39 protein-coding genes are annotated in these 25,535 nt (G+C 73.6%); 19 read left to right on the plus strand and 20 right to left on the minus strand.

Translation table 11 applies throughout. From position 1 onward, the window contains the following. From CXY01_RS19915 to CXY01_RS19935, 5 genes are all read right to left on the minus strand, one after another. The coding region (locus CXY01_RS19915) for a hypothetical protein (RefSeq protein ID WP_222594604.1) at positions 1–616 on the minus strand (616 nt) is incomplete at its 3' end. Positions 617–693: 77 nt separating this feature from the next. Then, entirely contained in the window at positions 694–921 is a 228-nt protein-coding gene (locus CXY01_RS19920) for a YciI family protein (RefSeq protein ID WP_146931374.1), read from the minus strand. Beyond that, the gene (locus CXY01_RS19925; protein ID WP_146931377.1) at positions 918–1,316 is read right to left on the minus strand and encodes a YciI family protein; all 399 of its coding nucleotides are present in this window, start codon (positions 1,314–1,316) and stop codon (positions 918–920) included. Before CXY01_RS19925 ends, CXY01_RS19920 begins: the two co-directional genes overlap by 4 nt. A gap of 78 nt (positions 1,317–1,394) precedes the next feature. Continuing rightward, on the minus strand, positions 1,395–1,745 hold the full coding sequence (locus tag CXY01_RS19930) for a YciI family protein (RefSeq protein ID WP_222594605.1): 351 nt from the start codon (positions 1,743–1,745) through the stop codon (positions 1,395–1,397). Further along, positions 1,742–2,107, minus strand: coding sequence for a YciI family protein (locus CXY01_RS19935; protein ID WP_146931380.1), 366 nt, complete (start codon positions 2,105–2,107; stop codon positions 1,742–1,744). The genes CXY01_RS19930 and CXY01_RS19935 overlap by 4 nt, the downstream gene beginning before the upstream one ends. Before the next feature lie 111 nt (positions 2,108–2,218). Here CXY01_RS19935 and CXY01_RS19940 point away from each other — a divergent pair, with 111 nt between their 5' ends. Continuing rightward, positions 2,219–2,509 (plus strand): ArsR/SmtB family transcription factor, encoded by a 291-nt coding sequence (locus CXY01_RS19940; protein WP_146931384.1) that lies wholly within the window; start codon positions 2,219–2,221, stop codon positions 2,507–2,509. Further along, the gene (locus tag CXY01_RS19945; RefSeq protein WP_146931389.1) at positions 2,506–2,901 is read left to right on the plus strand and encodes a VOC family protein; all 396 of its coding nucleotides are present in this window, start codon (positions 2,506–2,508) and stop codon (positions 2,899–2,901) included. The genes CXY01_RS19940 and CXY01_RS19945 overlap by 4 nt, the downstream gene beginning before the upstream one ends. On the opposite strand, the gene CXY01_RS20990 is transcribed toward CXY01_RS19945, so the two are convergent. After that, positions 2,898–3,065 (minus strand): YciI family protein, encoded by a 168-nt coding sequence (locus CXY01_RS20990; protein WP_186813485.1) that lies wholly within the window; start codon positions 3,063–3,065, stop codon positions 2,898–2,900. The genes CXY01_RS19945 and CXY01_RS20990 overlap by 4 nt on opposite strands. Before the next feature lie 56 nt (positions 3,066–3,121). On the opposite strand from CXY01_RS20990, the gene CXY01_RS19950 reads away from it, so the two are divergent. The 3 genes from CXY01_RS19950 (at position 3,122) to CXY01_RS19960 (ending at position 4,987) form a co-directional block, all read left to right on the plus strand. Further along, complete coding sequence (locus CXY01_RS19950; protein WP_146931392.1) at positions 3,122–3,829, plus strand: SDR family NAD(P)-dependent oxidoreductase; 708 nt, start codon at positions 3,122–3,124, stop codon at positions 3,827–3,829. Between the two features lie 137 nt (positions 3,830–3,966). Next, complete coding sequence (locus CXY01_RS21350; RefSeq protein ID WP_146931394.1) at positions 3,967–4,719, plus strand: PadR family transcriptional regulator; 753 nt, start codon at positions 3,967–3,969, stop codon at positions 4,717–4,719. Between the two features lie 76 nt (positions 4,720–4,795). Continuing rightward, a complete protein-coding gene (locus CXY01_RS19960; protein ID WP_146931397.1) occupies positions 4,796–4,987 on the plus strand; it encodes a helix-hairpin-helix domain-containing protein in 192 nt (63 codons plus the stop codon). Between the two features lie 4 nt (positions 4,988–4,991). Here CXY01_RS19960 and CXY01_RS19965 read toward each other — a convergent pair whose 3' ends face one another. Continuing rightward, entirely contained in the window at positions 4,992–5,711 is a 720-nt protein-coding gene (locus CXY01_RS19965; RefSeq protein ID WP_246125514.1) for a YqjF family protein, read from the minus strand. Positions 5,712–5,898: 187 nt separating this feature from the next. Continuing rightward, a complete protein-coding gene (locus CXY01_RS19970) occupies positions 5,899–6,951 on the minus strand; it encodes an NAD(P)-dependent alcohol dehydrogenase (protein WP_146931400.1) in 1,053 nt (350 codons plus the stop codon). Between the two features lie 171 nt (positions 6,952–7,122). Between CXY01_RS19970 and CXY01_RS19975 the strand changes: the two genes are divergently transcribed. Together CXY01_RS19975 and CXY01_RS19980 are read left to right on the plus strand one after the other, a co-directional pair. After that, a complete protein-coding gene (locus CXY01_RS19975) occupies positions 7,123–8,334 on the plus strand; it encodes a sensor histidine kinase (protein ID WP_186813488.1) in 1,212 nt (403 codons plus the stop codon). After that, the gene (locus CXY01_RS19980) at positions 8,331–8,978 is read left to right on the plus strand and encodes a response regulator (RefSeq protein WP_146931406.1); all 648 of its coding nucleotides are present in this window, start codon (positions 8,331–8,333) and stop codon (positions 8,976–8,978) included. Before CXY01_RS19975 ends, CXY01_RS19980 begins: the two co-directional genes overlap by 4 nt. Here CXY01_RS19980 and CXY01_RS19985 read toward each other — a convergent pair. Continuing rightward, positions 8,975–9,790, minus strand: a complete 816-nt coding sequence (locus tag CXY01_RS19985) for a class I SAM-dependent methyltransferase (protein ID WP_146931409.1) — start codon at positions 9,788–9,790, stop codon at positions 8,975–8,977. The two genes, CXY01_RS19980 and CXY01_RS19985, sit on opposite strands and share 4 nt — an antisense overlap. A 203-nt stretch (positions 9,791–9,993) precedes the next feature. Continuing rightward, positions 9,994–10,641: an NADPH-dependent F420 reductase gene (locus CXY01_RS19990; protein WP_146931413.1), complete on the minus strand. Its 648-nt coding sequence runs from the start codon at positions 10,639–10,641 to the stop codon at positions 9,994–9,996. Positions 10,642–10,693: 52 nt separating this feature from the next. On the opposite strand from CXY01_RS19990, the gene CXY01_RS19995 reads away from it, so the two are divergent. Genes CXY01_RS19995 through CXY01_RS20015 form a run of 5 tightly spaced genes read left to right on the plus strand, consistent with a single transcriptional unit; the run spans position 10,694 to position 13,546 of the window. Next, positions 10,694–11,218: a universal stress protein gene (locus CXY01_RS19995; protein ID WP_146931416.1), complete on the plus strand. Its 525-nt coding sequence runs from the start codon at positions 10,694–10,696 to the stop codon at positions 11,216–11,218. Next, entirely contained in the window at positions 11,215–11,664 is a 450-nt protein-coding gene (locus tag CXY01_RS20000) for a fluoride efflux transporter FluC (RefSeq protein ID WP_146931419.1), read from the plus strand. The genes CXY01_RS19995 and CXY01_RS20000 overlap by 4 nt, the downstream gene beginning before the upstream one ends. Next, the gene (crcB, locus tag CXY01_RS20005; RefSeq protein ID WP_146931422.1) at positions 11,661–12,035 is read left to right on the plus strand and encodes a fluoride efflux transporter CrcB; all 375 of its coding nucleotides are present in this window, start codon (positions 11,661–11,663) and stop codon (positions 12,033–12,035) included. Before CXY01_RS20000 ends, crcB begins: the two co-directional genes overlap by 4 nt. Before the next feature lie 34 nt (positions 12,036–12,069). Then, positions 12,070–12,654 carry a TetR/AcrR family transcriptional regulator gene (locus CXY01_RS20010; RefSeq protein WP_146931425.1) on the plus strand — a complete coding sequence of 195 codons (585 nt, stop codon included), beginning with the start codon at positions 12,070–12,072 and terminating at the stop codon, positions 12,652–12,654. Between the two features lie 22 nt (positions 12,655–12,676). After that, positions 12,677–13,546: an alpha/beta fold hydrolase gene (locus CXY01_RS20015; protein WP_146931427.1), complete on the plus strand. Its 870-nt coding sequence runs from the start codon at positions 12,677–12,679 to the stop codon at positions 13,544–13,546. A gap of 3 nt (positions 13,547–13,549) precedes the next feature. On the opposite strand, the gene CXY01_RS20020 is transcribed toward CXY01_RS20015, so the two are convergent. The 7 genes from CXY01_RS20020 to CXY01_RS20050 are packed head-to-tail and all read right to left on the minus strand — an operon-like array spanning position 13,550 to position 18,874. After that, on the minus strand, positions 13,550–13,729 hold the full coding sequence (locus CXY01_RS20020; protein ID WP_146931430.1) for a hypothetical protein: 180 nt from the start codon (positions 13,727–13,729) through the stop codon (positions 13,550–13,552). A gap of 28 nt (positions 13,730–13,757) precedes the next feature. Then, the gene (locus CXY01_RS20025; protein WP_281285342.1) at positions 13,758–15,026 is read right to left on the minus strand and encodes an APC family permease; all 1,269 of its coding nucleotides are present in this window, start codon (positions 15,024–15,026) and stop codon (positions 13,758–13,760) included. Further along, complete coding sequence (locus CXY01_RS20030) at positions 15,023–15,436, minus strand: arsenate reductase ArsC (RefSeq protein WP_146931448.1); 414 nt, start codon at positions 15,434–15,436, stop codon at positions 15,023–15,025. The genes CXY01_RS20025 and CXY01_RS20030 overlap by 4 nt, the downstream gene beginning before the upstream one ends. After that, the gene (locus CXY01_RS20035) at positions 15,433–16,350 is read right to left on the minus strand and encodes a metalloregulator ArsR/SmtB family transcription factor (RefSeq protein ID WP_146931595.1); all 918 of its coding nucleotides are present in this window, start codon (positions 16,348–16,350) and stop codon (positions 15,433–15,435) included. Before CXY01_RS20035 ends, CXY01_RS20030 begins: the two co-directional genes overlap by 4 nt. A 46-nt stretch (positions 16,351–16,396) precedes the next feature. Then, positions 16,397–17,641 (minus strand): MFS transporter, encoded by a 1,245-nt coding sequence (locus CXY01_RS20040; RefSeq protein WP_146931451.1) that lies wholly within the window; start codon positions 17,639–17,641, stop codon positions 16,397–16,399. Between the two features lie 34 nt (positions 17,642–17,675). Continuing rightward, positions 17,676–18,080 (minus strand): putative type II toxin-antitoxin system PemK/MazF family toxin, encoded by a 405-nt coding sequence (locus CXY01_RS20045; RefSeq protein ID WP_146931454.1) that lies wholly within the window; start codon positions 18,078–18,080, stop codon positions 17,676–17,678. A 17-nt stretch (positions 18,081–18,097) separates the two neighbouring features. Next, positions 18,098–18,874, minus strand: coding sequence for an SDR family oxidoreductase (locus tag CXY01_RS20050; protein ID WP_146931458.1), 777 nt, complete (start codon positions 18,872–18,874; stop codon positions 18,098–18,100). Between the two features lie 127 nt (positions 18,875–19,001). Here CXY01_RS20050 and CXY01_RS20055 point away from each other — a divergent pair, with 127 nt between their 5' ends. After that, positions 19,002–19,586 (plus strand): hypothetical protein, encoded by a 585-nt coding sequence (locus tag CXY01_RS20055; RefSeq protein ID WP_146931462.1) that lies wholly within the window; start codon positions 19,002–19,004, stop codon positions 19,584–19,586. A 34-nt stretch (positions 19,587–19,620) separates the two neighbouring features. On the opposite strand, the gene CXY01_RS20060 is transcribed toward CXY01_RS20055, so the two are convergent. The 3 genes from CXY01_RS20060 to CXY01_RS20070 are packed head-to-tail and all read right to left on the minus strand — an operon-like array spanning position 19,621 to position 21,168. Further along, positions 19,621–20,175: a GNAT family N-acetyltransferase gene (locus CXY01_RS20060; protein ID WP_146931465.1), complete on the minus strand. Its 555-nt coding sequence runs from the start codon at positions 20,173–20,175 to the stop codon at positions 19,621–19,623. Then, positions 20,172–20,750 carry a mycothiol transferase gene (locus CXY01_RS20065; RefSeq protein WP_146931468.1) on the minus strand — a complete coding sequence of 193 codons (579 nt, stop codon included), beginning with the start codon at positions 20,748–20,750 and terminating at the stop codon, positions 20,172–20,174. The genes CXY01_RS20060 and CXY01_RS20065 overlap by 4 nt, the downstream gene beginning before the upstream one ends. A gap of 10 nt (positions 20,751–20,760) precedes the next feature. Beyond that, positions 20,761–21,168 (minus strand): type II toxin-antitoxin system VapC family toxin, encoded by a 408-nt coding sequence (locus CXY01_RS20070; protein ID WP_146931471.1) that lies wholly within the window; start codon positions 21,166–21,168, stop codon positions 20,761–20,763. A 58-nt stretch (positions 21,169–21,226) separates the two neighbouring features. Here CXY01_RS20070 and CXY01_RS20075 point away from each other — a divergent pair, with 58 nt between their 5' ends. The 6 genes from CXY01_RS20075 (at position 21,227) to CXY01_RS20100 (ending at position 25,505) form a co-directional block, all read left to right on the plus strand. Further along, on the plus strand, positions 21,227–21,655 hold the full coding sequence (locus tag CXY01_RS20075) for a nitroreductase/quinone reductase family protein (protein ID WP_146931474.1): 429 nt from the start codon (positions 21,227–21,229) through the stop codon (positions 21,653–21,655). 29 nt (positions 21,656–21,684) lie between these two features. After that, complete coding sequence (locus CXY01_RS20080) at positions 21,685–22,791, plus strand: AAA family ATPase (protein ID WP_146931477.1); 1,107 nt, start codon at positions 21,685–21,687, stop codon at positions 22,789–22,791. A gap of 46 nt (positions 22,792–22,837) precedes the next feature. Then, a complete protein-coding gene (locus CXY01_RS20085) occupies positions 22,838–23,470 on the plus strand; it encodes a class I SAM-dependent methyltransferase (RefSeq protein WP_246125515.1) in 633 nt (210 codons plus the stop codon). Positions 23,471–23,486: 16 nt separating this feature from the next. Then, on the plus strand, positions 23,487–24,038 hold the full coding sequence (locus CXY01_RS20090) for a TetR/AcrR family transcriptional regulator (protein ID WP_146931480.1): 552 nt from the start codon (positions 23,487–23,489) through the stop codon (positions 24,036–24,038). Between the two features lie 73 nt (positions 24,039–24,111). After that, a complete protein-coding gene (locus CXY01_RS20095) occupies positions 24,112–24,477 on the plus strand; it encodes a hypothetical protein (protein ID WP_146931483.1) in 366 nt (121 codons plus the stop codon). Then, the gene (locus tag CXY01_RS20100; protein ID WP_146931486.1) at positions 24,474–25,505 is read left to right on the plus strand and encodes a medium chain dehydrogenase/reductase family protein; all 1,032 of its coding nucleotides are present in this window, start codon (positions 24,474–24,476) and stop codon (positions 25,503–25,505) included. Before CXY01_RS20095 ends, CXY01_RS20100 begins: the two co-directional genes overlap by 4 nt. Positions 25,506–25,535: the final 30 nt, after the last annotated feature.

Below are 25,535 nucleotides of genomic sequence, written 5' to 3' on the forward strand. Positions count from 1 at the left end.
CGCCGATCCAGTCCCGGAGGCCGTCGAGGTTCTGGTCGATCCAGCCGCCCAGGTCGGCGGTGGTCGACTCCCACCAGTCGCTGATCGCGGTGCCGGCGTCGGTGATGGTGTCCCAGGCGTCGGCGGCGGTGGAGGCGACCCAGTCGGTGCCGGCATCCACGGTGTCGGTGACGTCGTCCCATCGGTCGGAGAACCACCCGCCGATGCCTTGGGATTCTTCGGTGTCGGCCTGGTCGGCTTCGTGTTCTTCGGCGGGTTCGGGTCCCCAGGCAAGGACGGTGCCGCCGGTGGCCAGCGGGGTCTGGTTGTAGAGGGGGATCGGGGTGAACGGGTCGGGGTCGTCGTCCACGACGGGGATGACCGGGCCCAGGGTGCCGCCGTAGCGCAGGTCGGCCAACGTGCGGGCCCGGTTCAGGTGGGTGTCCACCACGGGCAGGACGTTGGTGCCGAGCCGGTCGGCGATCCCGAGGGCCTCGTCGAACCCGGACGTGGACACCCCCAACGCCACTGCCCGGTGCCGTAGCGGGCCGAACCCGTCCAACGCGTCCCGGGTCGCGACCAGGTCCGCCCGCACCCCGGCCACACCCTCAGCACTGATCTCGACGATCCGCGTCACGCAGCCCCCTCCCGCGACGATGCCGGTGGCGTCGAAGGTAGCGGACGCGCCGCGCCCCTGGACAGGGATCGGACAGTTCAGCCGACGGGGCGCACCTCGAAGGTCCCGGCGGCGGGCAGCCCGTCGAGCACGGCGTCCAGGTCCGGCTCGTCGAGCACCCGGATCCCGGTCAGCGCGGAGGCCGGCCCCGCGAACGGCCCGTCCCGCAGGACGCGGTCCTGCACCGACGTCGCGGTGTCCACGGAGCCCAGCGTGACGCCGTCGGGCAGGGCCGCCGACCCGAACGCCAGGACGACGAACCTCATGACGCGGTCAGCGCGTGGTCACCGTCGACGGGGACGCCGTCGACGAAGCGCACGGTGGGCCGGATCTCGACGGACTCGCCGTTGAGCACCAGCGCGGACACCGCCTCGGTCAGGGCGTCGAGCGAGGTGCGGGCGACCAGGTAGAACCCGGCCACCTGCTCCGCGGTCTCGGCGTAGGGACCGTCGGTGACGACGACCCCGGCGCGCCCGTCGGACCGCAGCGCCCGCGCCCGGGACGCCGCACCGAGCGCCCGGGTGGTGACGATCTCCCAGCCCTGCTCGGCGCAGTGCTGCTGGAAGCCGCTGTGGGCGGCCCAGGCGCGCTCGCGCTCCTCGGGGGTGAGTGCCTCGTCGCGGGCGTCGTCGCGGTAGAGGACCACGGTGAACTCGGCCATGTCAGCTCCTGCTGGTCGAGGGACGCCCGGTGCGCCCCGCTGCCCCGATGACGTGCGCGGCGCACCGGGATCGACAACTCACATCTCCGCGATCTCGCGGACCTCGATGGTGTACTCCGGCAGCAGCATCGCGTGCTTGAGCACGGCCTCCCGGCTGGGCGCGGTGACCAGGTAGAAGCCTCCGAGCTGCTCGGCGGTCTCGGCGAAGGGGCCCTCGGTGATCTCCGCGTCGTCGCCCGAGCGACGCAGCGTGACCGCGGTGGTCACCGACTGGAGCGCCTCGCTCGCCAGGAACGTCACGCCGTAGTCGGCGGCCTGGTCGTCGTAGTCGCCGTGCTGGCGGTAGTACTCGGCCTTCGTCGCCTCGTCGGCCGCCTCCCAGTCACCCTCGGCGGCGTACATGAGGACGACGAACGTCTGCAGGCTCATGCGTCGTGCACCACGACGGGACGCAGCTCGATGCCGCCGCCGTCGGTCAGCAGGTGCTCGCCGGCGAGCCGGGCCAGACCCTGGACGTCGTCGGTCTCGATCACGTAGTAGCCGCCGAGGTGCTCGGCCAGCTCCACGTAGGGGCCCTCCGTCACTGTCAGGTCACCGCCCTCGGGGCGCTGCACCGTGACGGCGTTCTTCGACAGGCCCAGCTCCTCGCCGCCGAGGATGCGGTAGCCGCGCTCCTCGCACGCCTCGGAGAACGCCCCGTGCTCGCTCATCGCGCGCTCCTGGACCTCGGGCGACGCGTTCTCCCAGAACCCCTCGTCGCCCCAGAGCAGCATGGTCCATCGGTCGGTCATGTCGTCATCTCCTTCATCTCTCCACTGTGCCCGGTCGGGGTGATGACGCGCGAGGGTCCCGGAAATCGACAGCCCTTGACATGCAAGTGAGCACTTGCCTATACATGGCGGGTGGCAGCCGACGTGTTCAAGGCCCTCGCCGACGCCACGCGTCGCGCGATCCTCGACGAGCTCCAGGACCGCGACGGCCAGTCGCTGTTCGAGCTGTGCACCCGGCTGACCATGCGGCACGGGCTCGGATCCACCCGGCAGGCGGTCTCGCAGCACCTCGAGGTGCTCGAGGAAGCGGGCCTGGTGACCGTCCGCCGGGAGGGCCGCTACAAGTTCCACCACCTCGACACCCGACCGCTGCGGCAGATCGCCGTGCGCTGGCCGGTCCCCGACGAAGGAGAGTCCTCATGATCCGCATCACCGTGACCAGCGTGTTCGTCGACGACCAGAGCAAGGCCCTCGACTTCTACACCGGCGTCCTCGGGTTCCAGGTGAAGAACGACATCCCGCTCGGCGGCGACGACCGCTGGCTCACCGTCGTCTCCCCGGCCGCCACGGACGGGGTCGAGCTCCTGCTCGAGCCGAGCGGTCACCCTGCGGTCGGGCCGTTCAAGGCGGCGCTCGTGGAGGACGGCATCCCGGCGACGTCGTTCGGGGTCGACGACCTCCAGGCCGAGTTCGAGCGGCTCACCGCGCGAGGCGTCCGCTTCGTGCAGCCGCCGACGGACATGGGTCCGGTGATCGTCGCGACGATCGACGACACGTGCGGGAACCTGATCCAGCTCGCGCAGATGACCTCCTAGAGCCCCGCCGGGGGAGCGATCGCCTCGCGGATCTCGGCCACCTCGCCGGTGCCCCGGACCAGCTCGCCGACGACCGCGGTCAGCCCGTCGAGGTCGTCGGTCGCGATCCGGTAGAGGCCGGCCAGGATCTCGGTCGACTCGGCGAACGGGCCGGTCGTGCCCATGACGCACGTCGCCCGTCCCCATCGACAGAGTCGCACGACGGTGTTTCGGTGGACCGATGACGACTGCGGTGGTGACGGGTGGCGGGACGGGCATCGGGCGTGCGGTGGCGCGCAGGCTGCTGGCCGACGGGAACGACGTGGTGATCGTCGGGCGGCGGCGCGACGTGCTCGAGGAGGCCGCCGCGGGGGTGATGCGCGTCGAGGTCGCGGACCTGCGGGACCCTGACGAGGTGGCGGGGCTGGCGGAGCGGCTGGGCGTGGTCGACGTGCTGGTGCTCAACGCGGGCGGGTCGCTGGAGGCTCGCGACGAGAGCCTGGCGGCGACGGCCGACCTGTGGGTCGACGAGTTCCGGCTCAACGTGCTGACCACGGTCCTGCTCGGGGAGGCGCTGCTGCCCGCCATGCCGCGGCCGGGCGGGCGGATCATCGCGATGAGCTCGGTGGCCGCGCTGCGGGGTGCGGGTTCGTACGGCGCGGCGAAGGCGGCGGTGAACTCGTGGGTCACGGGGGTGGCTGCCCGGGTGGCCGCCGACGGGATCGCCGTCAACGCCGTCGCGCCCGGCTTCGTGCCGGACACGGAGTTCTGGGCAGGCCGCCTCGACGACGCCGAGTACGCGCGCCGGCTGGCACGGGTGCCGATGGGCAGGCCGGGGACGGTCGAGGAGGTGGCCGCCGCGGTCGCCTACCTGGCGTCGCCGGACGGCGGCTGGACCACCGGGCAGGTGCTCGGTGTGCACGGCGGGGCGGTGCTGGCTCGGCTCTGATACCGATGTATCGCTAGGGATTGTCAAAGATAGATCGGCGATATATCTTTGAGTCATCCGGTCGAGGTCCCACGACCTCCCGGACGCCGCGACAGGGCGACCCCGCCCGAGCGACCCACATCGTCAGGAGACATCCCATGCGACACCCCCGACACCCCTTCGTCCCCACCACCACCGACCCGACCGCCGAGCGCGGCCGCACCCGCCGCCGTCGCGGCGACTTCCCCGGCGCCCCCTACGAGGAGGGCTTCGACCCGCGCCGCGGAGGGCCCCGCGGGGCCTTCCCGCACGAGCACCACGAGCACGACGGTCGCCGCGGCTTCGGACCCGGAGGCCCGCGAGGCTTCGGGGGCACCGGCTTCGGTGGCCCTGGCTTCGGCGGTCCGGGCTTCGGCCCCGGCGGCCGCGGTCGCGGTCCCGGCCGGCGTGCCGGGCGCGGCGACATCCGCGCCGCGATCCTGCTGCTGCTCGCCGAGGAGCCGATGCACGGCTACCAGCTGATCCAGCAGATCGGTGAGCGGTCGGGTGGCACGTGGCGCCCCAGCCCTGGCGCCATCTACCCGGCGCTCAACCTCCTCGAGGACGAGGGCCTCATCGCCATCACGTCCGAGTCCGGCCGCAAGATGGCCACGCTCACCGAGGCGGGCGGCACCTACGTCACCCAGAACGCCGAGCAGCTGGGCAGCCCGTGGGAGGACGCCGCGAACCGGCCGACCTCGCCGGGTCGCGCGCTGCGCGGCGGCATGGAGGCGCTCGGTGCGGCGGCCCACCAGGTTGCCCGCACCGGCACCGACGAGCAGGCCACCCAGGCGCTCGAGGTCCTCGACCGGGCGCGCCGGGATCTCTACCTGATCCTGGCGGGCGACGCCCAGCCCACCCCGGAGGCCTGACCTCCGGCTCTCCGACGAGGCACCCCGCTGCGGGGTGCCTCGTCGTCCCCGCTGAGGGGTGCCAGACTCTCGGCCCATGGCCGACTCGACGACACCCACCCCGCTGCCCCGAGGCATCGGTGCGCCGGCCACCCGCGCGCTGGCGCTGGTCGGGATCACGACGCTCGACGACGTGCGCGACGCGGACCTCGACGCGCTCCTGGCGCTGCACGGCGTCGGACCCAAGGCGATCCAGGTCCTGCGCGAGGCGCTGGCCGCGACCGACTGACGGTCTACGGCAGCGGCACGGCGAACCGGGCGTGCACGCCCGGCGAGTACAGCACCGAGTCCGGCGGTCGCGACGACACCCCGGGCAGCCCACCGGCGGCGACGAGCTCGTCGTCCAGCGACACCAGGGTCGCCCGGCGCAGCGGCCAGGTCTCGTGCTCGTTGGGCACGAACCGCGTCCGCCCACCGATGACGGTGTGCATGCCCCAGCGCGCGGTGAGGAAGTCGGCCAGCGGGTCGTCGACCACGACCTCGTCCGACGGCCGGACCACGATCCGCGACGACGGCCGCTCCCCGGTGAGCCGGGTCGAGCGGTAGTCGATCGCGTCGACCGTCTTGCGGATCGTCATCCGCGCCCACTGGTACGGCACGTTCATGACGGTGCGCGCGCCGAGCACGGTCAGCGCCCGGGACGCCTCCAGCGACCGGAACAGCACCCCGCGCCGGCCCTCGTCGTCGACCGTGTAGAGCCGGACGTTGATCTCGGGGAAGTCGCCGATGTACGGCAGCGCCGGCCCGGGGACGAGCGTGAACCGCTCCATCCGGAACGCGATGAGCCCGACCCACGAGCTGCCGTCGTGCTCGTCGGGCCGCGTCCCGGCCGGCAGCAGCGGCGCGACGAGGTCGGACGCCACCCGCCAGTGCAGAAAGCTGACCCGCACCCAGTCCTGCGACAGGATCACGCGCCCCTGCAGCTGGTCGGCGACGCTCTGGATGGGATCCACGGCCTCACCGTAGGCGCTCGCCGGCCTCGACGGACGTCCGCGCGTGTCACGTGCGGCCGAGCTCGTCATCCAGGGCCGAGCTCGTCCGTTGCAACAGACGAGCTCGGCGTGGACTGACGAGCTCGGCGGGGTCGAGCCGGCCTACCTCGGCCTGGCGCACGCCGGCGGTGGACGAGGGTGGCTCCGGTCAGCTCGCCGGGATCGTCGACGTGTCGATGACGAAGCGGTAGCGGACGTCGCTGTTGACCACGCGGTCGTAGGCCTTGTCGACGTCGTCGGCCGTGATGGTCTCGATGACCGAGCCGATGCCGTGCTCCGCACAGAAGTCGAGCATCTCCTGGGTCTCGCGGATGCCGCCGATGTTGGACCCGGACAGGTTGCGACGAGCACCGGTCAGCGAGAAGACGCGGAACGACTGCTTGTTCTCGGGCAGCCCGACGAACACGAGCGACCCCTCGAACCGGAGCAGGGAGAGGTACGCATCGACGTCGATGTCCGCGCCGACGGTGCTGATGATGAGGTCGAACGACCGGCGCAGGTCCCGGAACGTCTGCCGGTCGCTGGTCGCGTAGTAGTGGTCGGCGCCGAGCGTCATGCCGTCCTCCTGCTTGGACAGCGACTGGCTGAGCACCGTGACCTCCGCGCCGAGCGCGCTGGCCAGCTGCACCCCCATGTGCCCGAGCCCGCCCATGCCGACGATCGCGACCTTCTTGCCGGGTCCGGCACCCCAGTGCCGCAGGGGCGAGTAGAGGGTGATCCCGGCGCACAGCAGCGGTGCGGCGACGTCCAGCGAGATCCCCTCGGGGATGCGCAGCGCGTAGTTCTCGTCGACCACGATCTGCGTCGAGTACCCGCCGTAGGTGGGCGTGCCGTCGTACGTCTTGCCGTTGTAGGTGGCGACGTTGCCCTTCAGGCAGAACTGCTCCTCGCCGGCCAGGCACATCTCGCACTCGCGGCACGAGTCGACGAAGCACCCGACGCCCGCGCGGTCGCCGACGGCGTGCTTGGTGACACCGGACCCGACGGCGGAGATGACGCCGGCGATCTCGTGGCCGGGGACCATCGGGAAGATCGCCTTGCCCCACTCCTCGCGCGCCTGGTGGATGTCGGAGTGGCAGATGCCGGCGTACGCGATGTCGATCAGGACGTCGTGCTCGCCCAGCTCGCGACGCTCGACGGTGCCTCGCTCGAACGGCGCGCCGGCGGACGGGGTGAGCAGTGCGGGGACGGTCAGGGACACGGGTGACTCCTCGGGGACGTGCGGGTGGCTGGGTCCATCATGCGCCCAGGCGCGATCCGCGTGCGTGCCGAGCCGTACGTCCGCGTGCAGGAGATGGCCGACGCGAGGAGGACCTGGATCTCCGCCGCGCGGCTGTGGTGGCCGAGCCGACCGGGAGGCCACCATGACGCCATGACGACAGCGGTGCTCACCGACCGGCGGCCCACGGCCACGTTCCCGTGGCGGGAGTGGGTGCCGTCGATCGCCGTGGCGACGGTGATCGCGGCCTTGCTGCTCCTGACGCCGGGGGTGCAGAACTTCACGATCCTGGGGGACGGCGGGTACGCGTACGTCCGCAGCGGCCCCACGCCCTACGGGTACGCCGTCGTCGGCGGCGCCTGCGTCCTGGCGGGTGTGCTCCTGGGTCGGCGCTGGCCGGTCTGGGCGACCGTGCTCGCGTTCCTGCCCTTCCTGTTCGTCGCCTGGGTCGGCGGGTTCGTCTGGGGCTGGTGGCTGGGCCTCCTGGGCATCGCCGCCCTGGCGGCGCTCGACGGACCACGGCGAGCGATCGTCCCGGCGGGGGCCGCCTTCCTGGTCGCACTCGGCTACTGCAGCACCGAGATCCCGGCGTTCCTGCCCATCGGAGCCGTCACGTCGGGCACCGGCGCCGACTTCGAGGTGTACGCGTTCGTCGCGTACTGCCTGGCGATCGTGATCGTCGTCGGCGTCGCCACGCTCATCGGGTCGGTGCAGCGGTCCCGGCTGCGGGAGGAGAGTGTCGACGCAGCCGAGCGGCACGCGCTCGAGGTCGAGTCCCTCGCCGGGGAGCGGGCCCGGCTCGCGCGGGACCTGCACGACGTCGTCGCGCACCACGTGTCGCTCGTCGCGGTGCGCGCGGAGTCGGCGCCGTTCCTGCACCCCGACCTGAACGACGATGCCCGGGAGGTCCTCGCCGACATCGCGAAGGACGCGCGGGAGGCCCTCACCGAGCTGCGGCAGGTGCTCGTCGTGCTGCAGCGCACGTCCGACGAGAGCGAGCGCACCCCGCAGCCGACGGCGTGCGACGTGGACGACCTGGTGGCGAGCGCGGTCGCGGCGGGTCAGCCGATCACGCTCGAGGGCGCCTGGCGCGACATCCCGCCCGCCACGGGGTACGTGCTCTACCGCGCGGTGCAGGAAGGGCTGACCAACGCCCGCCGACACGCCGCCGGCAGCCTCGCCACGGTCCGGCGGACGCAGACGGGGACGACGGTCGGCTTCCGGATGACCAACGCCGCGGACGGCGGCGCGGACCCTGGCCGCGGGCTCATCGGCATGCGCGAACGCGTCGAGGCGCTCGGTGGCACGATGTCGGCCGTGGTCGTCGACGGGGAGTTCGTGCTGGACGTCGCGGTGCCCGCGTGACGCGCGTCGTCGTCGCGGACGACCAGCCCGTCGTGCTGCAGGGGTTCGCCGCGATCATCGGCGCGGCGCCGGACCTGGACGTGGTGGGGGCCGCGAAGGACGGGCGAGACCTGCTCCGGCTGGTCGCGACGGCGCAGCCGGACGTCGCGGTGGTCGACGTGCGGATGCCGGTCCTCGACGGGATCGCGGCGACGGCCCGGATCAGCGCGGAGCACCCGTCGACCCGGGTCCTCATCCTGACCACCTTCGACCTGGACGAGTACGTCTACGACGCCCTGCGTGCGGGCGCCAGCGGCTTCCTGCTCAAGGACGTGACGGCGGACCGGCTGGTCGAGGCGGTGCGGATGGTCGCGGAGGGCTCGATGCTGCTCGGGCCGACGGTCACGCGTCGGCTGGTCGACGACTTCACCACCCGGTCCCCGGCGCCGACGAGGACGAAGGGCATCGACGACCTGACGCCGCGCGAGCTCGAGATCCTGCGGGCGGTGGCACGAGGGCTGTCGAACGCGGAGATCGGTGCGGAGCTGTGGATCGCCGAGCCGACGGTGAAGTCCCACGTGTCGGAGGCGCTGCGCAAGCTGGGCTGCCGGGACCGGGTGCAGCTGGTGATCGCGGCCTACGAGTCGGGGCTCGTGGGGTCCTAGGCCCGCCGCCCGACGTAGAGCAGGTGCCCGGCGGTGGCGAGCACCCCGGGGTCCGCCGCCGTCGCGACGAGCCGGTCGAGCAGCCGGCCGTAGGCGGAGGGGTGCTCGACCCGCAGCGCCTCGAACCCGTCCTCGACGCCTGTGAGGAACCCGTGCGTCGACGACAGGGCGACGGTCGCGAAGCCGTGCGACTCGAAGAACGGTGCGACGGCGTCCGGCTCGACGCCGTACACGTGCGTGAACCGGTCCGGGACGGCGTTCTCGAGGACGCCGTCGTCGAGCAACCGGTCCAGGAAGGCCGGGTCGGCCAGCTGCCACCGCTCGTCGGGCAGCGACAGGAGCCGGCGGACGGACACGTACCGCGGCATGAGGGCGACGGCGACCAGCCCGCCGGGCCGGGTCACGCGGGCGAGCTCGGTCGCGGCGCGCGCACGGTCGGGTGCGGTCGTCAGGTGGTACATCGGGCCGAGGCTGAGGACGGCGTCGAACGTCGCGTCGCCCCAGCGGGACAGGTCCCGGGCGTCGATCTCGACGACCTCGCGGACGGTCCCCGCCGGCAGGGACGACTCGGCGATGGCGAGCAGCTCGGGGGAGAGGTCCGCCAGGGTCACGTCCCAGCCGAGCTCGGCCAGCCACACCGAGTAGGGCCCGGTGCCGCCGCCGAGGTCGAGCGCGCGACCCGGTTCGCCGAGGTGGGGCTCCAGCAGCCGGGTGGTCAGCACGCGCTCGAGGAGGCCCTCCGCGGACAGCAGGCGGTCGCGCTCGTGCTGGCTCTTCGCGGCGTAGTACGCCCGGACGGCCGCGGGGTCCATCAGGGTCGCCGGACCAGCGCGACGCCTGGGCGCAGGGAGGGGCGCGGGTGGGTGTCCTGCCGGGCGAGGTCCATGAGCCGGACGCTACGTCCGCAGGCTGCCCCGGGCGAGGGGAAATGACGTATCACCGGCCCGCGTCGCGACTCCTGGCGGTGACCGGACGGACGGCCTGCGCCCGGAGGGGAGCGCAGGCCGTCCCGTCGTCACATGTCGCGGTAGCGCACGGCCTTCGCCAGCGCGTCACGCAGACCGTCGGCGTCGAACCTCTCGACGTACGCCGCGGTGTCGCGCTGGTAGCGCCAGCCCTCGGCGAGCGGGCCGACGTCGACCGTGTCGAAGCCCAGCTCGTCGATGAGCTCGGCCACCGCGGCGCGAGCCTCGTCCGAGTCTCCCGCGACGGCGAGCGCACGCCGGTCCGGGGTGCCGGCGGGGACGCCCTGGCTGGCGAGGTCGCTGAAGTAGATGTGGTTGAACGCCTTGACCACGTGCGACTCCGGCAGGCGCGCCTGCAGGAGCTCGGAGACGGTGGTCGACTCGTCGTCGAGCGCGGCGATCTGGCCGTCGCGCTGCGGGTAGTAGTTGTTGGTGTCGATGACGACCTTGCCGGCCAGGGGCTCGACGGGCACGTCGCCGATCGCCTTCGTCGGGATGGTCACGACGACCACGTCACCCGCGGCGGCCGCCTCCGCGGCCGTGGCGGCGCGCGCGCGGTCGCCGAGCTGCTCCACGAGGTCGGTCAGGGTCTCCGGGCCGCGGGAGTTGCTGACGACGACGTCGTAGCCCTGGGCGATCGCGAGCTGCGCGAGGGTGCCGCCGATGTGGCCTGCACCGATGAATCCGATAGTGGTCATGGTGGTGGCCAACCTCAGCGTCCTTCCTGGTGTTCCCGCGTAGCCTCGTCAGGTGACCCGTTCCGCCCCGCACCCGTGGCACGGCGTCGTGGAGCCGGGTGCCCCGACGCTCGTCGTCGGTGTCCTGCCGAACCAGCCGCCGACGGTCGTCCGCCGGGCCGCGTCGCTGGCGCACGCGATGCGGGCGTCGTTGGTCTGTGTCTGGGCGGACCCGGCGCGGAGCCTCGTCGGCGAGGAGCCCGACGGCACGCTCGTCACCACCCCGTTGGACCCCGACCACGTCGACAGCCGGGAGCGGGACGGCGTCGCGGAGACGGCGCTGGGCGAGCAGCTGGCGACGGACCTCGGGGACGTGGACGTGCCGTGGAGGTTCGTCTACACCGTCGGCGAGGCGTCACGGGCCTTGGCCCGGGTCGCGCGCGAGACGGGTGCCCTGCAGATCGTCCTCGGCAGTCGGCGACCCGGTATCGGCGGCTGGATGAACCATCTCATCGGTGGGTCCACGGCCGGCCGCCTGGCGCACACGCAACCCGTGCCCGTGACGATCGTCCCCCTCTGCGTGGAGGACCACCCGTGACCCGGTCGCCGCACCTCGACCCGCGCCTGGTCGCGGTCGTCGCGGTCGGCGGTGCCGTGGGGACGGCCGCGCGCTGGACCCTGACCCAGACGGTCGGCACCGCACCGAGCGGCTGGCCGACGGCGACGTTCGTCGAGAACCTGCTGGGGTCGTTCCTGCTCGGCGCGCTGCTGGAGGCCCTGCTGCGCCGGGGCGAGGAGTCCGGGCGGGGGACCGTGGTCCGGCTGGGTGCGGGGACCGGGGTGCTCGGGGGGTTCACGACATTCAGCAGCCTGGCCATCGAGATGGAGCGCCTGCTCGCGGCCGGTCAGGTGACCCTGGCTCTGGTGTACGGGGCGCTGAGCGTGGTGCTGGGGCTTCTTGCGTGCGTGGCCGGTGTCGCCCTTGCCGCGCGGCACCACCGCTGGCGCCACGAGCGGCTGCGGCTGCCGGACGAGGCCCCGTGAGCTTGCTCCTGGTCTCGCTGGTCTCCGTGGTCGGGGGGATAGGTGCAGCGACGCGGTTCGTCGTCGACGGCTCGGTGCGCTCGCGCTGGACGCGGGTCTTCCCGCTGGCCACCCTGGTGGTCAACGTGAGCGGCTCGCTCCTCATCGGCCTGCTGACCGGCGCGAGCCTCTACCACGGGCTCGGCCCACGATGGTTGGTGGTGGGCGCCACGGGATTCTGCGGCGGGTTCACGACGTTCTCGACCGCGATGGTGGAGACCGTGCGGCTGATCCAGGCCGGCGACCTGCGCCGGGCGACCGTGAACGCCGTGGGTTCCGTGTTGCTGTGCCTGGGCGCTGCGGCAGTCGGCGTCGGGATCATGGCGGTCTAGCGCACGATCGTGCTATTCATGGTAGTCATGTCCCATGAGCAAAGGTGACGCCACCCGTCAGGCGGTGATCGACCAGGCGGTCGAGATCGCCGGGCGGCTCGGTGTCGCCGGTCTGACCATCGGCACCCTGGCCAGCGCCAGCGGGATGTCGAAGAGCGGTCTGTACGCGCACTTCCGGTCCAAGGAGGCGCTCCAGCTCGCGGTCCTGGGCAGCGCGCGCGAGAACTTCGTCGCCCAGGTGATCCGGCCGGCACTGGCGGCTCCCCGGGGCGAGGAGCGCGTCCGCACCCTGTTCGAGCGGTGGCTCGTCACGTCGTCGTCCGGCGCGGCGGGCTGCCTGTTCGTCTCGGCAGCCACCGAGTTCGACGACCAGCCCGGCCCGGTCCGCGACCTCCTGGTCCGCGACCACTGGGACCTGGTGGACTCGCTCGCGCAGATGTACCGCTCCGGGGCCAAGGACGGGACGTTCCGCGACGACCTGGCGCCCGAGCAGTTCGCGCACGACCTGCACGGGCTGATGCTCGCCCACTTCCACGCGCACCGGCTGCTGCGTGATCCGGCCGCCGAGGCCCACACCCGCTACGCGTTCGAGCGGCTGCTGCAGTCGCTCCTGAGCTGACCCCTTCCTGGAGGAACCTGCCATGACCGCTTCGTCGGCCGAAAAAAGCACGACCGTTCGTACGCAGCTGCCGCCCGTCCCGCCGGCCGTCCGGTCCGCGGTCGGGGCGCTCGACCGCATCGCCCCCGAGCTCGTCGCCCGCGGGGCCCTGCGCCTGTGGTGCACGCCTGCCCGCACCAAGGACCGGTCGACCATCCCCGGGGGCACCGCGTTCCGCACCGGCCCGATCGCCGGCCAGGTCTGGGGCGACGGGCCGACCGTCTACCTGGTGCACGGCTGGGGCGGCCACCGCGGACAGCTGCGCTCGCTCGTCGAGCCCCTGGTCGACGCCGGCCTGCGGGTCGTCGCGTACGACGCACCCGCGCACGGCGACTCCGGCCCGGGCGAGCTCGGCGGCCGGCGCACGACCCTCCCCGAGATGATGACGGCGCTCGGCACCGTGATCGACGCGCACGGTCCGGCCCGTGCCGTCGTCGGCCACTCGATGGGTGGCGCGGCGAGCGCGCTCGCGGTCCTCGACGGCACGCCCACGGAGCGCCTCGTCCTGGTCACCCCGCTGGCGGACCCGACCACCTACATCGAGGGCTTCGCGCACACCCTCGGCTTCAGCGCCCGGACGCGGCACCGGTTCGAGGTGCGCATGCAGACGCTCGCGGGGCGGCGGCTGGCGGACCTCGACATCCCGACGCGGGCGGCCAACACCAGGCTGCCGCTGCCGACCACCCTGGTGCTGAGCGACCGGGACGACAAGGAGGCCGACCACGCCGACGGCGCCCGCATCGCGCGCGCGTGGCCCGGGGCGGAGCTGGTGGTCAGCGACGGGCTCGGGCACCGCCGGATCCTGCGCGACGAGGAGACGATCAAGCGGATCGTCGCGCACGTCGGCGGGTAGGGATCAGCTGTCGCAGGAGCAGACGAGGTTGCGCTCGAGCACCTGGTCGCCCAGCTCCGGCTTCGCCCAGGCCTCGGCCGCCGCGCGGTCCGCGAACGACCGCGGCGCCAGGCGCCCGTTGGCCATCATCACGACGGCCTCGAGCTGCTCGCGGGGGTCGGTCCAGGTGGTGTCGGTGGTCACGGTCCTCTCAACGACGGCAGCGTCCGGCTTAGTCCCGGCTGCCGCCCGCCGGACGACCACCGGCGCCGCCGTCGGGCCGGGAGCCTCGGCGCACCGCCCACAGCCCGGCGCCGACCAGCGCCACGAGCGCGCCACCGACGACGGACGCGACCGGCAGGGTCACGGCGAGGACCGCGCACCCGACGAGCCCCAGCACCGCCACCCACACGGGCGGCCGCCCCTCGTCGGCCCGGAGGCGCAGCGCGCTGGCGTTGGTGAGCGCGTAGTAGGTGAGCACCCCGAACGACGAGAACCCGATGGCCCCCCGCACGTCGAGGGTCGCGACGAGCACGACCACCACCGCCGCGACGGCCAGCTCGGCGCGGTACGGCACGCCGTGCCTCGGGTGGACGGCTGCCAGGGCGCCAGGCAGCTCCCGGTTCCGTGCCATGGCCATGGTCGTGCGCGAGACGCCGAGGACGAGGGCCAGCAACGCGCCCAGGGACGCGACCGCCGCGCCGACCTGGACCACCGGACCCATAGCCGCCCACGAGCCCGCCTCGACCACCGCGCGCAGCGGGGCGGCCGTGGCGGCGAGGCCGTCGGGACCGACGGCAAGGAGCGCGCTGACGGCGACGACGAGGTACACGACGAGCACGATGCCGAGCGCGAGCGGGATCGCCCGGGGGATCGTGCGGCGGGGGTCGACGACCTCCTCGCCGAGCGTCGCGATCCGGGCGTACCCCGCGAACGCGAAGAACAGCAGCCCGGCCGACTGCAGGATGCCGCCCGCGTCGACCCCGGCCAGGTTCTGGGCCGACGCCGTCCCGCCGGCCAGCGCCGCGCCGACGACGACCGCCAGGGTGGCGAGGGTGAGGGCGACGATGACGCGGCTCACCTGCGCCGACCGCTGGACACCGCGGTAGCTGAGCGCGGTGATGGCGACGACCGCGAGGATGCCGACCAGCCGGGTGTGCCCGGGCGCGGCGTAAGAGGCGAAGGTGAGCACCATCGCCGCACAGCTCGCGGTCTTGCCGACCACGAACGACCAGCCCGCCTGGAACCCCCAGAACGGTCCGAGCCGGCGACCGGCGTACACGTAGGTGCCGCCCGACTCCGGGTACCGGGCGGCCAGCCGGGCCGACGACGTGGCGTTGCAGAATGCGACGACAGCCGCGATGCCGAGCCCGATGAGCAGACCCGATCCCGCGGCCTGCGCGGCGGGCGCGAACGCGGCGAACACGCCGGCGCCGAGCATCGCACCGAGCCCGACCACGACCGCGTCGGTGACCCCCAGCCGGCGGACGAGGGCGGTCACGCGCCGACGGGCTCCACCCCGAGCTCGCCGAGCAGGGTGAGGACCCGGCCGCGGATCTCGTCGCGGATCGGGCGGACCGAGTCGATGCCCTGCCCCGCCGGGTCCTCGAGCACCCAGTCCTCGTAGCGCTTGCCGGGGAAGTACGGGCACGCGTCGCCGCAGCCCATGGTGACCACGACGTCCGACGCCTGCACCGCCTCGGTGGTCAGCACCTTCGGCTGCTCGGCACGGATGTCGACACCGACCTCGGCCATGGCGTCCACCGCGACGGGGTTCACCTGCTCGGCGGGCATCGACCCGGCCGAGCGGACCTCCACCGCGCCGCCGGACAGCGCGGTGAGGAACCCCGCGGCCATCTGGGAACGGCCGGCGTTGTGGACGCAGACGAACAGGACGCTGGGCTTGGTCATGACGCTCCGGATCTGGTGAGGGAGGTGAGCAGGGTGCGGACGCGGGTGTCGAGGTCGGCGCGGATCGCCGCGACGCCGTCGGGGGAGGCGAGCGCGGGGTCGCCGACCGCCCAGTCCTCGTAGCGGGTGCCGGGGTAGACCGGGCAGACGTCGCCGCAGCCCATCGTCACGACGACGTCGGCCGCGCGGACGGCGTCGTCGGTGAGCGGCTTGGGGAACCCGTCGGCCCCGAGCGCCTCGAGCTCCGGGCGGACGTGCGTGTGGATCGCCGGGGCGGGCGCTGATCCTGCCGACCGGGCCAGGACCGTGTCGCCCGCGTACCTCTGGAGCAGGGCGGCCGCCAGCTGCGACCGGCCGGCGTTGGCGACGCAGACGAAGAGGACCCGGGGGACGGTCGTGCCGCCCTCGATGCGGACCAGGTCGTCGAGGCGCTGCCGTGCGAAGCGCTCGGTCAGGTTGACCAGCCCCACGCCGAGCCCGGAGGTCCGGGCGAGTGCCGTCGAGGAGTCGCGGACGACGTCGCGTACCCGGGCGGCGGCGATCGTCGGGTACCGCGGTGCGAGGTCGGAGGCGACCTGGTCGAGGTGGCGGTCGAGGTCCGGGACGGTCCCGGTGGGACGCGCGTCGACGGCGGCGAACGCCTGCAGGACCGCGCGGACCGCGTCCCGGTGCTCCGGCGCGAGCTGGTACCAGACCCAGGTGCCGCGCCGCTCCGACGTGACCATCCCGGCGTCGCGGAGCACCTTGAGGTGGTGCGACACGGTGGGCTGCGACACGGCCGTCAGCTCGCTGATGTCGAGGACGCACGCCTCGCCGGTCGGGCTGGCGGCGATGAGGGAGAGGGCGCGCAGGCGCAGCGGGTCGGCGAGCGCGCGCAGGGCGTGGGCGACGTCCTCGGCGGCGGGCGCGCCCATGGCAGTCGTCGTCACGCGCTTATATTGAAGTTCTTCTATGCAGCCGTCAAGCCGCTGCGGGGGCGTCCTGCTCGTCGGCGTGCGCGACGTGCCGCAGCTGGTGCCAGATGAGGACCACGAAGACCGCCGACCCGACGAACGCGAACCAGAACGGCGCCGTCACGCCGTAGCGCTGCGCGAGCAGGCCGCCGATCCCGGCGCCGATCACCAGCCCGCCGAACACCCCCACCAGGTTCACGCTCCCCACCCGCCCCTGCAGCTGCGTCGGCACCGCCCGCTGCCGGATCGTCACGGACGTCGTCCCCCACACGAACGCGTGCGCGCCGAAGACGAAGAACACGACCAGCGCGAACCACGCGGTCGTCGTGAGGGCGAGGGCGAGATGCGTGAGGGTCTCGATGACCAGGCCGATCCGCATGAGGTTCGCCAGGCTGACCCGCCGCGTGATCCAGCCGTAGGACACGGTGCCGACGAGCCCGCCCAACGCGCCGACCGTCGTGATGAGCCCGAACCCGATGGCGCCCAGACCCAGCTGCTCGCGCGCGTAGAGCACCAGCACCGACCACGCGGCACCGAACGTGACGTTGAAGATGAGGACGGTCAGCACCAGCGTCCGCACCGCCGCGTGGTGCCGGACCCAGCGGACGCCCTCGGCGATGTCGTGCCGGATGTGCGTCGTGTGCGCCTGCGCGCGGTGCGGCGGCAGGGCCACCCGGGACACCAGCACCGCGCCCGCCGCGACCAGCACCGCCTCGGTCGCGAACGGCCACGCGTGCCCGACCGCGAACAGGAACGCGCCCAGCGGCGGACCGACGAGCTGGTTGACGGTGACGAACCCGGCCATGATCCGGCTGTTGGCCAGCGCCAGGTCGTCGCGCTGCACGAGCATCGGCACCAGCGTGCTCGACGCGTTGTCGGCGAACGTCTCGGCGGTGCCCAGCAGGAACATGGCGACGAGCACGAGCCAGATGGTCGCCACGTCGACCGCGACCGCGGTGGCGAGCAGCAGCAGGACCAGGGTCCGCAGCGAGTCGACGAGGATCACCAGCCGCCGCCGGTCCAGCCGGTCCGTCACCGCCCCGGCCCACAGCCCGAAGAGGAGCGGCGGCAGCCACTGCAGCAGCGCGGCCAGGGCCACGAGGAACGCGTCGTCGGTCCGGGAGGCCACCAGCAGCGGTCCCGCCGCGAGGACGATCCCGTCGCCCAGGTTGGTGCTCCACGACGAGGCCAGCAGCCACCGGAACCCGGTGCCCAGCCTGCGCGGCACGACCGTGTCGACGAACCCGCTCACGAGTGCCAGACGCTACGCCGTCGGCTCGTGCGGATCACACACGTTTCTCTGCCACCTCGCGGTACCAGTCGACGAACTCCCCACCCGGGTTCCCGGTGCGTCGACGGAACGCCGACCGGGGCAGGCGGGTCGGACGCAGGTCGAGCCAGCTGGCCTTGCGCTGATCGAAGACGCCCTGCGGCACGTGGACGTGGTCGCGCCGGTTGCTCTTGTCCTGGGACGTGAACCGCGCGACCTCGTACGATCGCCCGCCCGCCGCGAGCACCAGCACGGGCCGGTCCTTGCTGCCGGTCCCGTCCTGGAACGGCACCTCGGCGTACCAGATCTCCCCCGCCCTCGGGCGTGGTCCGCGGGGCCGGAGCAGCCACGCGAGCCCGACGAGCACGACGACGAGGATGCCGACCGCGAGCCACGGGTGGTCGACGGCGTACGAGGTCATCCGCGGAGCGTAGGCGCTCAGAGCGAGGAGAAGCCGCCGTCCGACGCGATCGTCTGGCCCGTCACCCAGTCGGCCTCGTCGCTGAGCAGCCACGCGATCAGCCGGGCCGTGTCGGCCGGCGTGCTCCACCGGCCTCCGGGGCTCTGGGCGCTCAGGGCGGCTCGCGTGGCGTCGTCGGCGTAGCCGGTGTCGTTCGGGCCGGGGTTGACGCAGTTGACCGTGATCCCGCGGGGCATGAGGTGCACGGCCAGGCTGGCCGTCAGCTCGTGCAGGGCGGCCTTCGACGCGATGTACGGCAGCTCGTCCGGCATCGCCCCGCGGTACTGGCCCGACGTGAAGACGACGACGCGCCCGCCCGGCTCGCCGTCGTGCCGGGCCGCGAACGCCTGCACGAGCAGCAGGGTGGCGCGCGTGTTCACCGCGTAGGACAGGTCGATCTCCGCAGCGGTGAGCTGCTCCAGGTTCTGCCCCGAGCTGCGCGCGTGGTTGGCGACCACCGCGTCCAGCCGGCCGAACGCGGCGTGCGCGGCGTCGACGAGCGCGTGCGGCGCCGCCGGGTCGGCCAGGTCCATCGACACGTGCTCGACCGTCCCGCCCGCCGCGCGCAGCTCCTCGACCAGCGCGTCGACCCCGCCCTCGTCCGCTCCCCACGGCTGCTCGGCGTCGTGCGGCGTCCACGAGTGGAGCAGCAGGGTGGCGCCGTCGGCGACCAGGCGGCGGGCCACCCCGGCGCCGATCGCGATCCGGCGGCTGGCGCCGGTGACGAGGACGACGCGTCCGTCGAGAGCGGGCATGGTGGAACCTCCTGGGATCGGGCGGCGTCACCTTGCCAGCCGGCGGACGCGCAGGCCACCGTTATTCGTCGGAACCCGTCGAGCAACCGCGGCGTTGGACCAGGAACCGACACGAGAGGTGAGACGCATGGGATTCCTCGACCGCTTCCTGGGTCGCGACGAGCAGCCGGCCGACCGGCCGGCCGGGCCGTACGGCAGCCGCCCGCCGACGTCCGACGAGGCCGCCATCGACCGCTACCGCTACCTGCTGCGCACCGCGCCGCCCGACGCGATCGAGCAGGCGCACGCCGAGGCGTTCGCACAGCTGACGCCCGAGCAGCGTCGGCAGGTCCTCGACGGGCTCGCGCAGGACGTCCCCGAGGCCGAGCGGGCGCAGTCGGACGACCCGCGCGCCCTGGCGCGGATGGCCACGCGGGCGGAGATGCGCGCTCCCGGGACGCTGGAGAACCGCTTCGGCGGCGGTGCCGGTGGGATCGGCATGGGCGGGATCATCGCCGGCAGCCTGCTGGCCAGCGTCGCCGGAGCCTTCGTCGGCACGGCGATCGCGGACAGCTTCTTCGACCTGTCCGACGGCGGCAGCCCGGACCCCGCCGCTGACGGCGGCGGCGACGTCGCGGCCGACGGGGGAGGGGACGCCGGGTTCGACGGCGGGTTCGACGGCGGTGGCTTCGACGGAGGGTTCGGCGGCGACTTCGGCGGCGGCGACTTCTGAGCTCGCGGCCGGGGGCGGTCACCGACCCGCACGGTCACCTGGCGGGCCGGACCGCCGCTCCCACGATCGGCACCAGCTCGATCGGTGGCCGCGGGTCGGTGGACAGCCGGGCGTGCGTCTCGACGTCGTACCGGTCGCTGCCGTAGCGCAGCTTGGATCGCTCGATCCCCTCGGCGGCGAACCCGGCCGCGGTGGCCACCCGGCACGACGCCGGGTTGTTCACGCGGTGCCCGAGCTCGAGCCGGAACAGGCCGAGGGTGTCGAAGGCGTGCGCGGCGATCGTGGCCAGCGAGCGGGAGGCCAGCCCGTGACCCCGCCGGCTCGCGGTCACCCAGTACGACGCCCACGCGGAGTCGTTGCGGCGCTCGATGTGGCTGAGCGCCACGTGACCGACCGCGACGCCGTCGACGCGGATGGCGAACGCGACGGTCCCGTCGTCGTCGTTGAGGTACTGCGCGATGTAGGTGCGGGCCGCCGACGGTGACTCGACCTTCTGCCCGAGCTGCACGGCGAGCTCGGGGCTCTCCCCGACGGCCACGGTGAGCGAGTCGGCGTCGGAGACTGACCAGGGGCTGAGCGAGACGTTCACTGGGCCGGGGGGCCGAACCGGCCCGACACCGCACGCCAGCCCTCGGGCGGGTCCTCACCGCGCCCGTCGACCGCCTCGCGCAGCAGGTCGGCGTGCCCCGTGTGCCGTCCGTACTCCTCGACGAGGTCGAACACGAGCCGCCGCAGCGTCGCGTGCGTGCCATCGGGGTGGGCCAGGTCGATCCGCTGGTCGAGGCCGCCGCGGGTCAGCGCCGCGCCGAGCCGGTCGCGGGACCGGCGGACCGCGTCGTCCCAGTACGCGTAGAGCTGCTCCGGGGTGTCGTCGGCCGCGCTGCCGAACAGCCAGTCGTTGCCGCCCCGCCACTCGGTGGACTCCCAGGGCTCCCCGATCCGGCCACCGGTCAGCTTGATCGTGAACTGGATGTCCTCGACGGCCGCGACGTGCTTGAGCAGCCCCCCGAGGGTCAGGTCCGACGACGGGATCCGGGCACCGAGCCCGGCGGCGTCGAGGTCGTCGACCTTCCAGCGGAAGGTCGTGCGCAGTCGCTCGAGGGCGCCGACCAGCTGCTCCAGCTCGGTGCCTGCGATGGGAGGCTCCCACCAGTAGTCGTCCATCCGAGCAACCCTAGGACCGCGGCGCGAGGAGCGCGTCGAAGGGTGCCGTCGGCACGACGCCCTGCACGGCTCGCGCCAGCTCGTCGTCGAGCGTCACCAGGTAGTCGGCCTGCAGCCGCGTCAGCGCGACGTACTCGGCGGCGTAGGTGGACTCCCAGCCCAGCTCGTCGGCGACGGTCCACGCGACCTTGCGCAGCACGCCGTCGCCGAGCAGCCGGATCTTGAGCCGGTTCAGCCGCGCGAGGCGGTCCCGCGCGACCGCGGCGGTGAGCTCGCCACGGTGCACGGCCTCGTGCATCGCGGACAGCGCCTGGGACCGCAGGAGCGTCGGGGCCAGGAGCTCGTGGGCGTCGGGCAGCGGGGCGTCGGTCGCGGCCAGCCGGAGGGCGGCGCCCGCGTCGACGACGAACTTGGTCATCGGGGCATCGTCGCACGCACGTCCGACACGGGTCGCGGATCCGTGCTCTCATCGAGGCATGCCGAGCACCGTCGTGATGAGGACCCTGAGCTGGCTGCACCGCACGGGCGTGCGGCTCAGCGGCGGCCGGCTCGGCGGGACGCTGGTCGGGCTCCCGTCGCTGGAGCTGGTCACGGTCGGGCGGCGGTCCGGCCGGCCGCGGTCGTCGATGCTGACGGCCCCGGTCACGCTCGGGCAGACCCTCGTGGTCGTGGCCTCCGCGGGCGGCAACGACGGGCACCCGTCCTGGTTCCTCAACCTGCGTGAGCACCCGCAGGTCAGGGTGTCGCTCGAGGGCCGCCCGGCCGTGCCGATGGTGGCGCGGGTGGCGACGCCGGAGGAGCGGCAGGCGCTCTGGCCGCGGATCGTCGACGCCCTGCCCAACTACGCGCGGTACCAGGAGCGGACGTCGCGCGTGATCCCCGTCGTGCTCCTGGAGCCGGTCTGAGCGTCGGCGCCCGCGGCTAGGGTCGCGCCATGATCCAGACCCTGGCCGTCGAGGGGTACCGCAGCCTGCGGTCGCTGACCCTCGGCCTCAGCAACCTCACCGTCGTCACCGGCGCCAACGGCAGCGGCAAGACCAGCGTCTACCGCGCGCTGCGCCTGCTCGCCGAGGTGGCCCGGGACGGTGCCGTGTCGTCGCTCGCGCGCGAGGGCGGGATGCGCTCCGCGATGCACGCCGGCCGCCGGACGGGGGCCCCCGCCGCGGTCCGGCTGGGAGTCGCGACGGAGGACCTGTCGTACGCGATCGACCTCGGGCTGCCGCAGCTGGGACCGTTCAAGCTCGACCCCGAGATCAAGTCCGAGGTCGTGTGGGCCGGTCCGGTGCTGCGCCCGTCGACCGTCCTGACCGAGCGCACCGGCTCGCGGGTCCGCACACGCGACGACTCCGGCGCCTGGACGTCCGTGCCGCTCACGGTGCACCCCCACGAGTCGGTCATGGCGCTGCTGGCGGACCCGGCGGCCACGCCCGACCTGTTCGCCCTGCGGGAGCAGGCCCGGCGCTGGCGCTTCTACGACCACCTCCGCACCGACGCCGACAGCCCGGCCCGCCGCCCCGGCGTCTCGACGTTCACGCCCGTCCTGTCACCGACCGGCGACGACCTCGCCGCGGCGCTGCTCACCATCGAGCGCACCGGCGACGCCGACGCGCTGCAGGCGTCGGTCGACGTCGCGTTCCCCGGCTCCCGCCTGGTCGTCACGGAGGACGACGACGGCGTCTGCCGGGTCGCCATGAGCCAGCCGGGCCTACTGCGCCCGCTCTCGGCGGCTGAGCTGTCGGACGGCACGCTCACGTTCCTGCTGCTCGTCGCCGCGGCCCACGCCACCCGCCCGCCCGACCTGCTGGTCCTCAACGAGCCGGAGTCGAGCCTGCACCCGAGCCTCATGCCCGCCGTCGGCGCGCTCGTCGCGTCCGCCGCCGAGCGGTCGCAGGTGCTCGTCGTCACCCACGCGGGCGACCTGGTCCGCGCGCTGTGCACCGCCGACGCCACGACGATCGAGCTCACCAAGGCAGCCGGTGCGACCGGCGTGGAGGGCGCGGGCATGCTCGACGGCCCGGCGTGGACGTGGCCGAAGCGCTGAGCGGGAGGGTGTGCCGCGGCCCTGAACGGTGGCAGCCTGAGACGTCATGGACGTGACGCGGGCGGAGTACTGGGACGGGCAGGCCGCTACCTACGACAGGACGACCGCGTTCCTGGAGCCCCGCCTGTTCGCGCCGGCCCGCCGCTGGGTCGCCGACCGGGTCTCCGGCCGGACGCTGGAGGTCGGCGTCGGCACGGGGGCGAACCTGCCGTACTACGCGGACCGCGTCCCGGACCTGACGATCGCCGACGTGAGCCCCGCGATGCTGCGCGCCGCGTCGGTGCGGGCCGCAGCGGTCGGGGTGCCGGTCAGGATCGTGGAGGTTGACAGTGCGCACCTGGGCCTGCCCGACGAGTCCTTCGACACCGTGGTGTCCATGTTCTCGATGTGCTGCGTGGCCGACGAGCTCGCCGTGCTGCGGGAGCTGGCGCGCGTGCTGCGACCCGGTGGACGGCTGCTGATGGCGGACCACGTCGAGTCGTCGGCACGGCTGGGTCGGGCGGTGCAGCGGGTGCTGGACCGGGTCACTCCCCGAGCGGGCGGGGGAGCACCATCGTCGACGCCCGGTGCTGCTGCTGGGTGCGGCGGGCCTGGACCTCGTCGAGACGACGTCGTCGCGCTGGCGCCTCGTGGAGCAGCTGGTGGCGACCAGGTGACGCTTGTGCTCGGCAGGGAGTGAATGTACAGTCACTCACATGTCCTCCCTCTCCAGCGCCGAGCTGCGCATTCCCGTCGTCACCGCCGCCGCGGTGCGCGAGTTCGCCCGGGGCGGCTACCACGGCACGACGATCGCGGACGTGGCCGCCGCGGCCCGCATCTCGCCCGCGTACGTGTTCAAGCTGTTTCCCGGCAAGGAGCGGCTGTTCGTCGCCGCGCTCGAGGACTGCTTCCAGCAGATCGTGGAGACCCTGACCATCGCCGCCGAGGAGGCGACGGGGTCGGGTCCGGACGGCATCCTCGACGCGATGGGCGGGGCGTACGCGCAGCTCATCAGCGACCGCTCGCTGCTCATGCTCCAGGTCCACGCCCAGTCCGTCGCCGACGTCCCGGAGATCGGGCAGGCCCTCCGGGCCGGCCTGGCGTCGGTCGTGCGGCTGGCCAAGGCGCGGTCCGGCGCGAGCGACGAGGCGGTGCAGCGCTTCATCGCCTACGGGCAGCTGTGCCACCTGATCGTCACGACCGGCGTCGACGACGTCACCGACGACTGGGCGGTCCTTGTCGCCCGCGGCATCCGCCACCCCGCCTGACCCTCCCGACGGGACCCGCCCGGTGTTCCCGCTGATCAGTGAGTGACCAATCACTCTATTGAAGGAGCCTGCCATGTCCGCTCTCCCGATCGCCGCCGGAGCCCCGACCAGGCGTCGCACCCCGCGGTCCGTCCTCATCTCCGCCTGGGCCGTCCCGGTCCTCGTCCTCGGCCAGTTCTCGATGCTCGCCATCGTGCCGGTCGTGCTCGTCCTCGTCGGCACGCTGCGACACCGCGACCTGCGCTCGTTGCGCCCGTACAGCGCCGCGCTCGCCGCGATCTATGCGACGCCGCTCGCGATCTGGATCGTCCGCCCCGACGGCGCCCCGAGCCTGTCGAAGGACATGCACCCGGCGTTCCTGGTGCTGATCGTGGTCGCCGCGGCCGCCCTGCTCGTCGCCCTGCACACCCGCCGCACCACCTCCGAGGAGATCCGATGACCACGCCCGCCCGCACGACCGAGATCGTCCTGCCCGGGCTGGTCGAGCCCGCCGGCCTGCTCGTCCGCGAACGCGACCTGCCCGCCCCCGCGGGAGGCCAGGTCCTGGTCCGGGTCGAGGCGACGGGGGTGTCGTTCGCGGAGCAGCAGATGCGTCGCGGCAAGTACTACGACCAGCCGCCGTTCCCGTTCGTCCCCGGGTACGACCTCGTCGGCACGGTGGAGGCGACCGGCGACGCGGTGGACCGCGCCCTGCTGGGCGAGCGTGTGGCGGCCGTCGTGAAGACCGGCGCCTGGGCCTCTTACGTGCTGGTCGACGCCGCGCGCGTCGTCCCCGTGCCGGCCGACGTCGACCCGGTGGACGCCGAGACGGTCGTGGTCAACGGCATCACCGCCTGGCAGATGCTGCACCGCATCGCGAAGGTCCGCCGGGGCCAGACGATCGTGGTGCTGGGCGCGAACGGAGGAGTGGGGTCCACCCTCGTCCAGCTCGCCGTCGACGCCGGCGTGACGGTCATCGGCACCGCGTCCACCCGCCACCACGACCACGTGCGCAGTCTCGGCGCGACGCCCGTCGACTACCGCGCCGCCGACCTGCCCGGCCGGCTGCGCGCCCTGGCACCCGACGGTGTCGACGCGGTGTTCGACCACGTCGGGGGGGCCGGCATCGCGGACTCCTGGCGCCTGCTGCGCCGCGGCGGCACGCTCGTGTCCTACGGCACCGCGGCGACCAAGGACGACGCCGGCCGGTCCCAGGTCCCGGTCCTCGTGCTCGTCGGCCGCGTCCTGCTCTGGAACGTCCTGCCCAACGGCCGCCGCGCGCACTTCTACAACTTCTGGGCCGGTCGGCGTCGCGTCGGGCGCTTCTACCGGCGGCTGCGGGAGGACCTCACGCAGGTGCTCGACCGGCTCGCGGCCGGGACGCTGACCGCGCACGTCGCCGCGCAGGTCCCGCTGGTCGAGGCGGGCCGCGCGCTCGCCCTCGCGGAGTCCCGCACGGTGGCCGGCAAGGTGGTGCTCGTCCCCTGAGCCGTGGGTGACACGGGCGGAACGAGCCCG

It is taken from the genome of Cellulomonas xylanilytica (assembly GCF_007989805.1).
In the GTDB taxonomy this organism is placed as follows: Bacteria; Actinomycetota; Actinomycetes; order Actinomycetales; family Cellulomonadaceae; genus Cellulomonas; species Cellulomonas xylanilytica.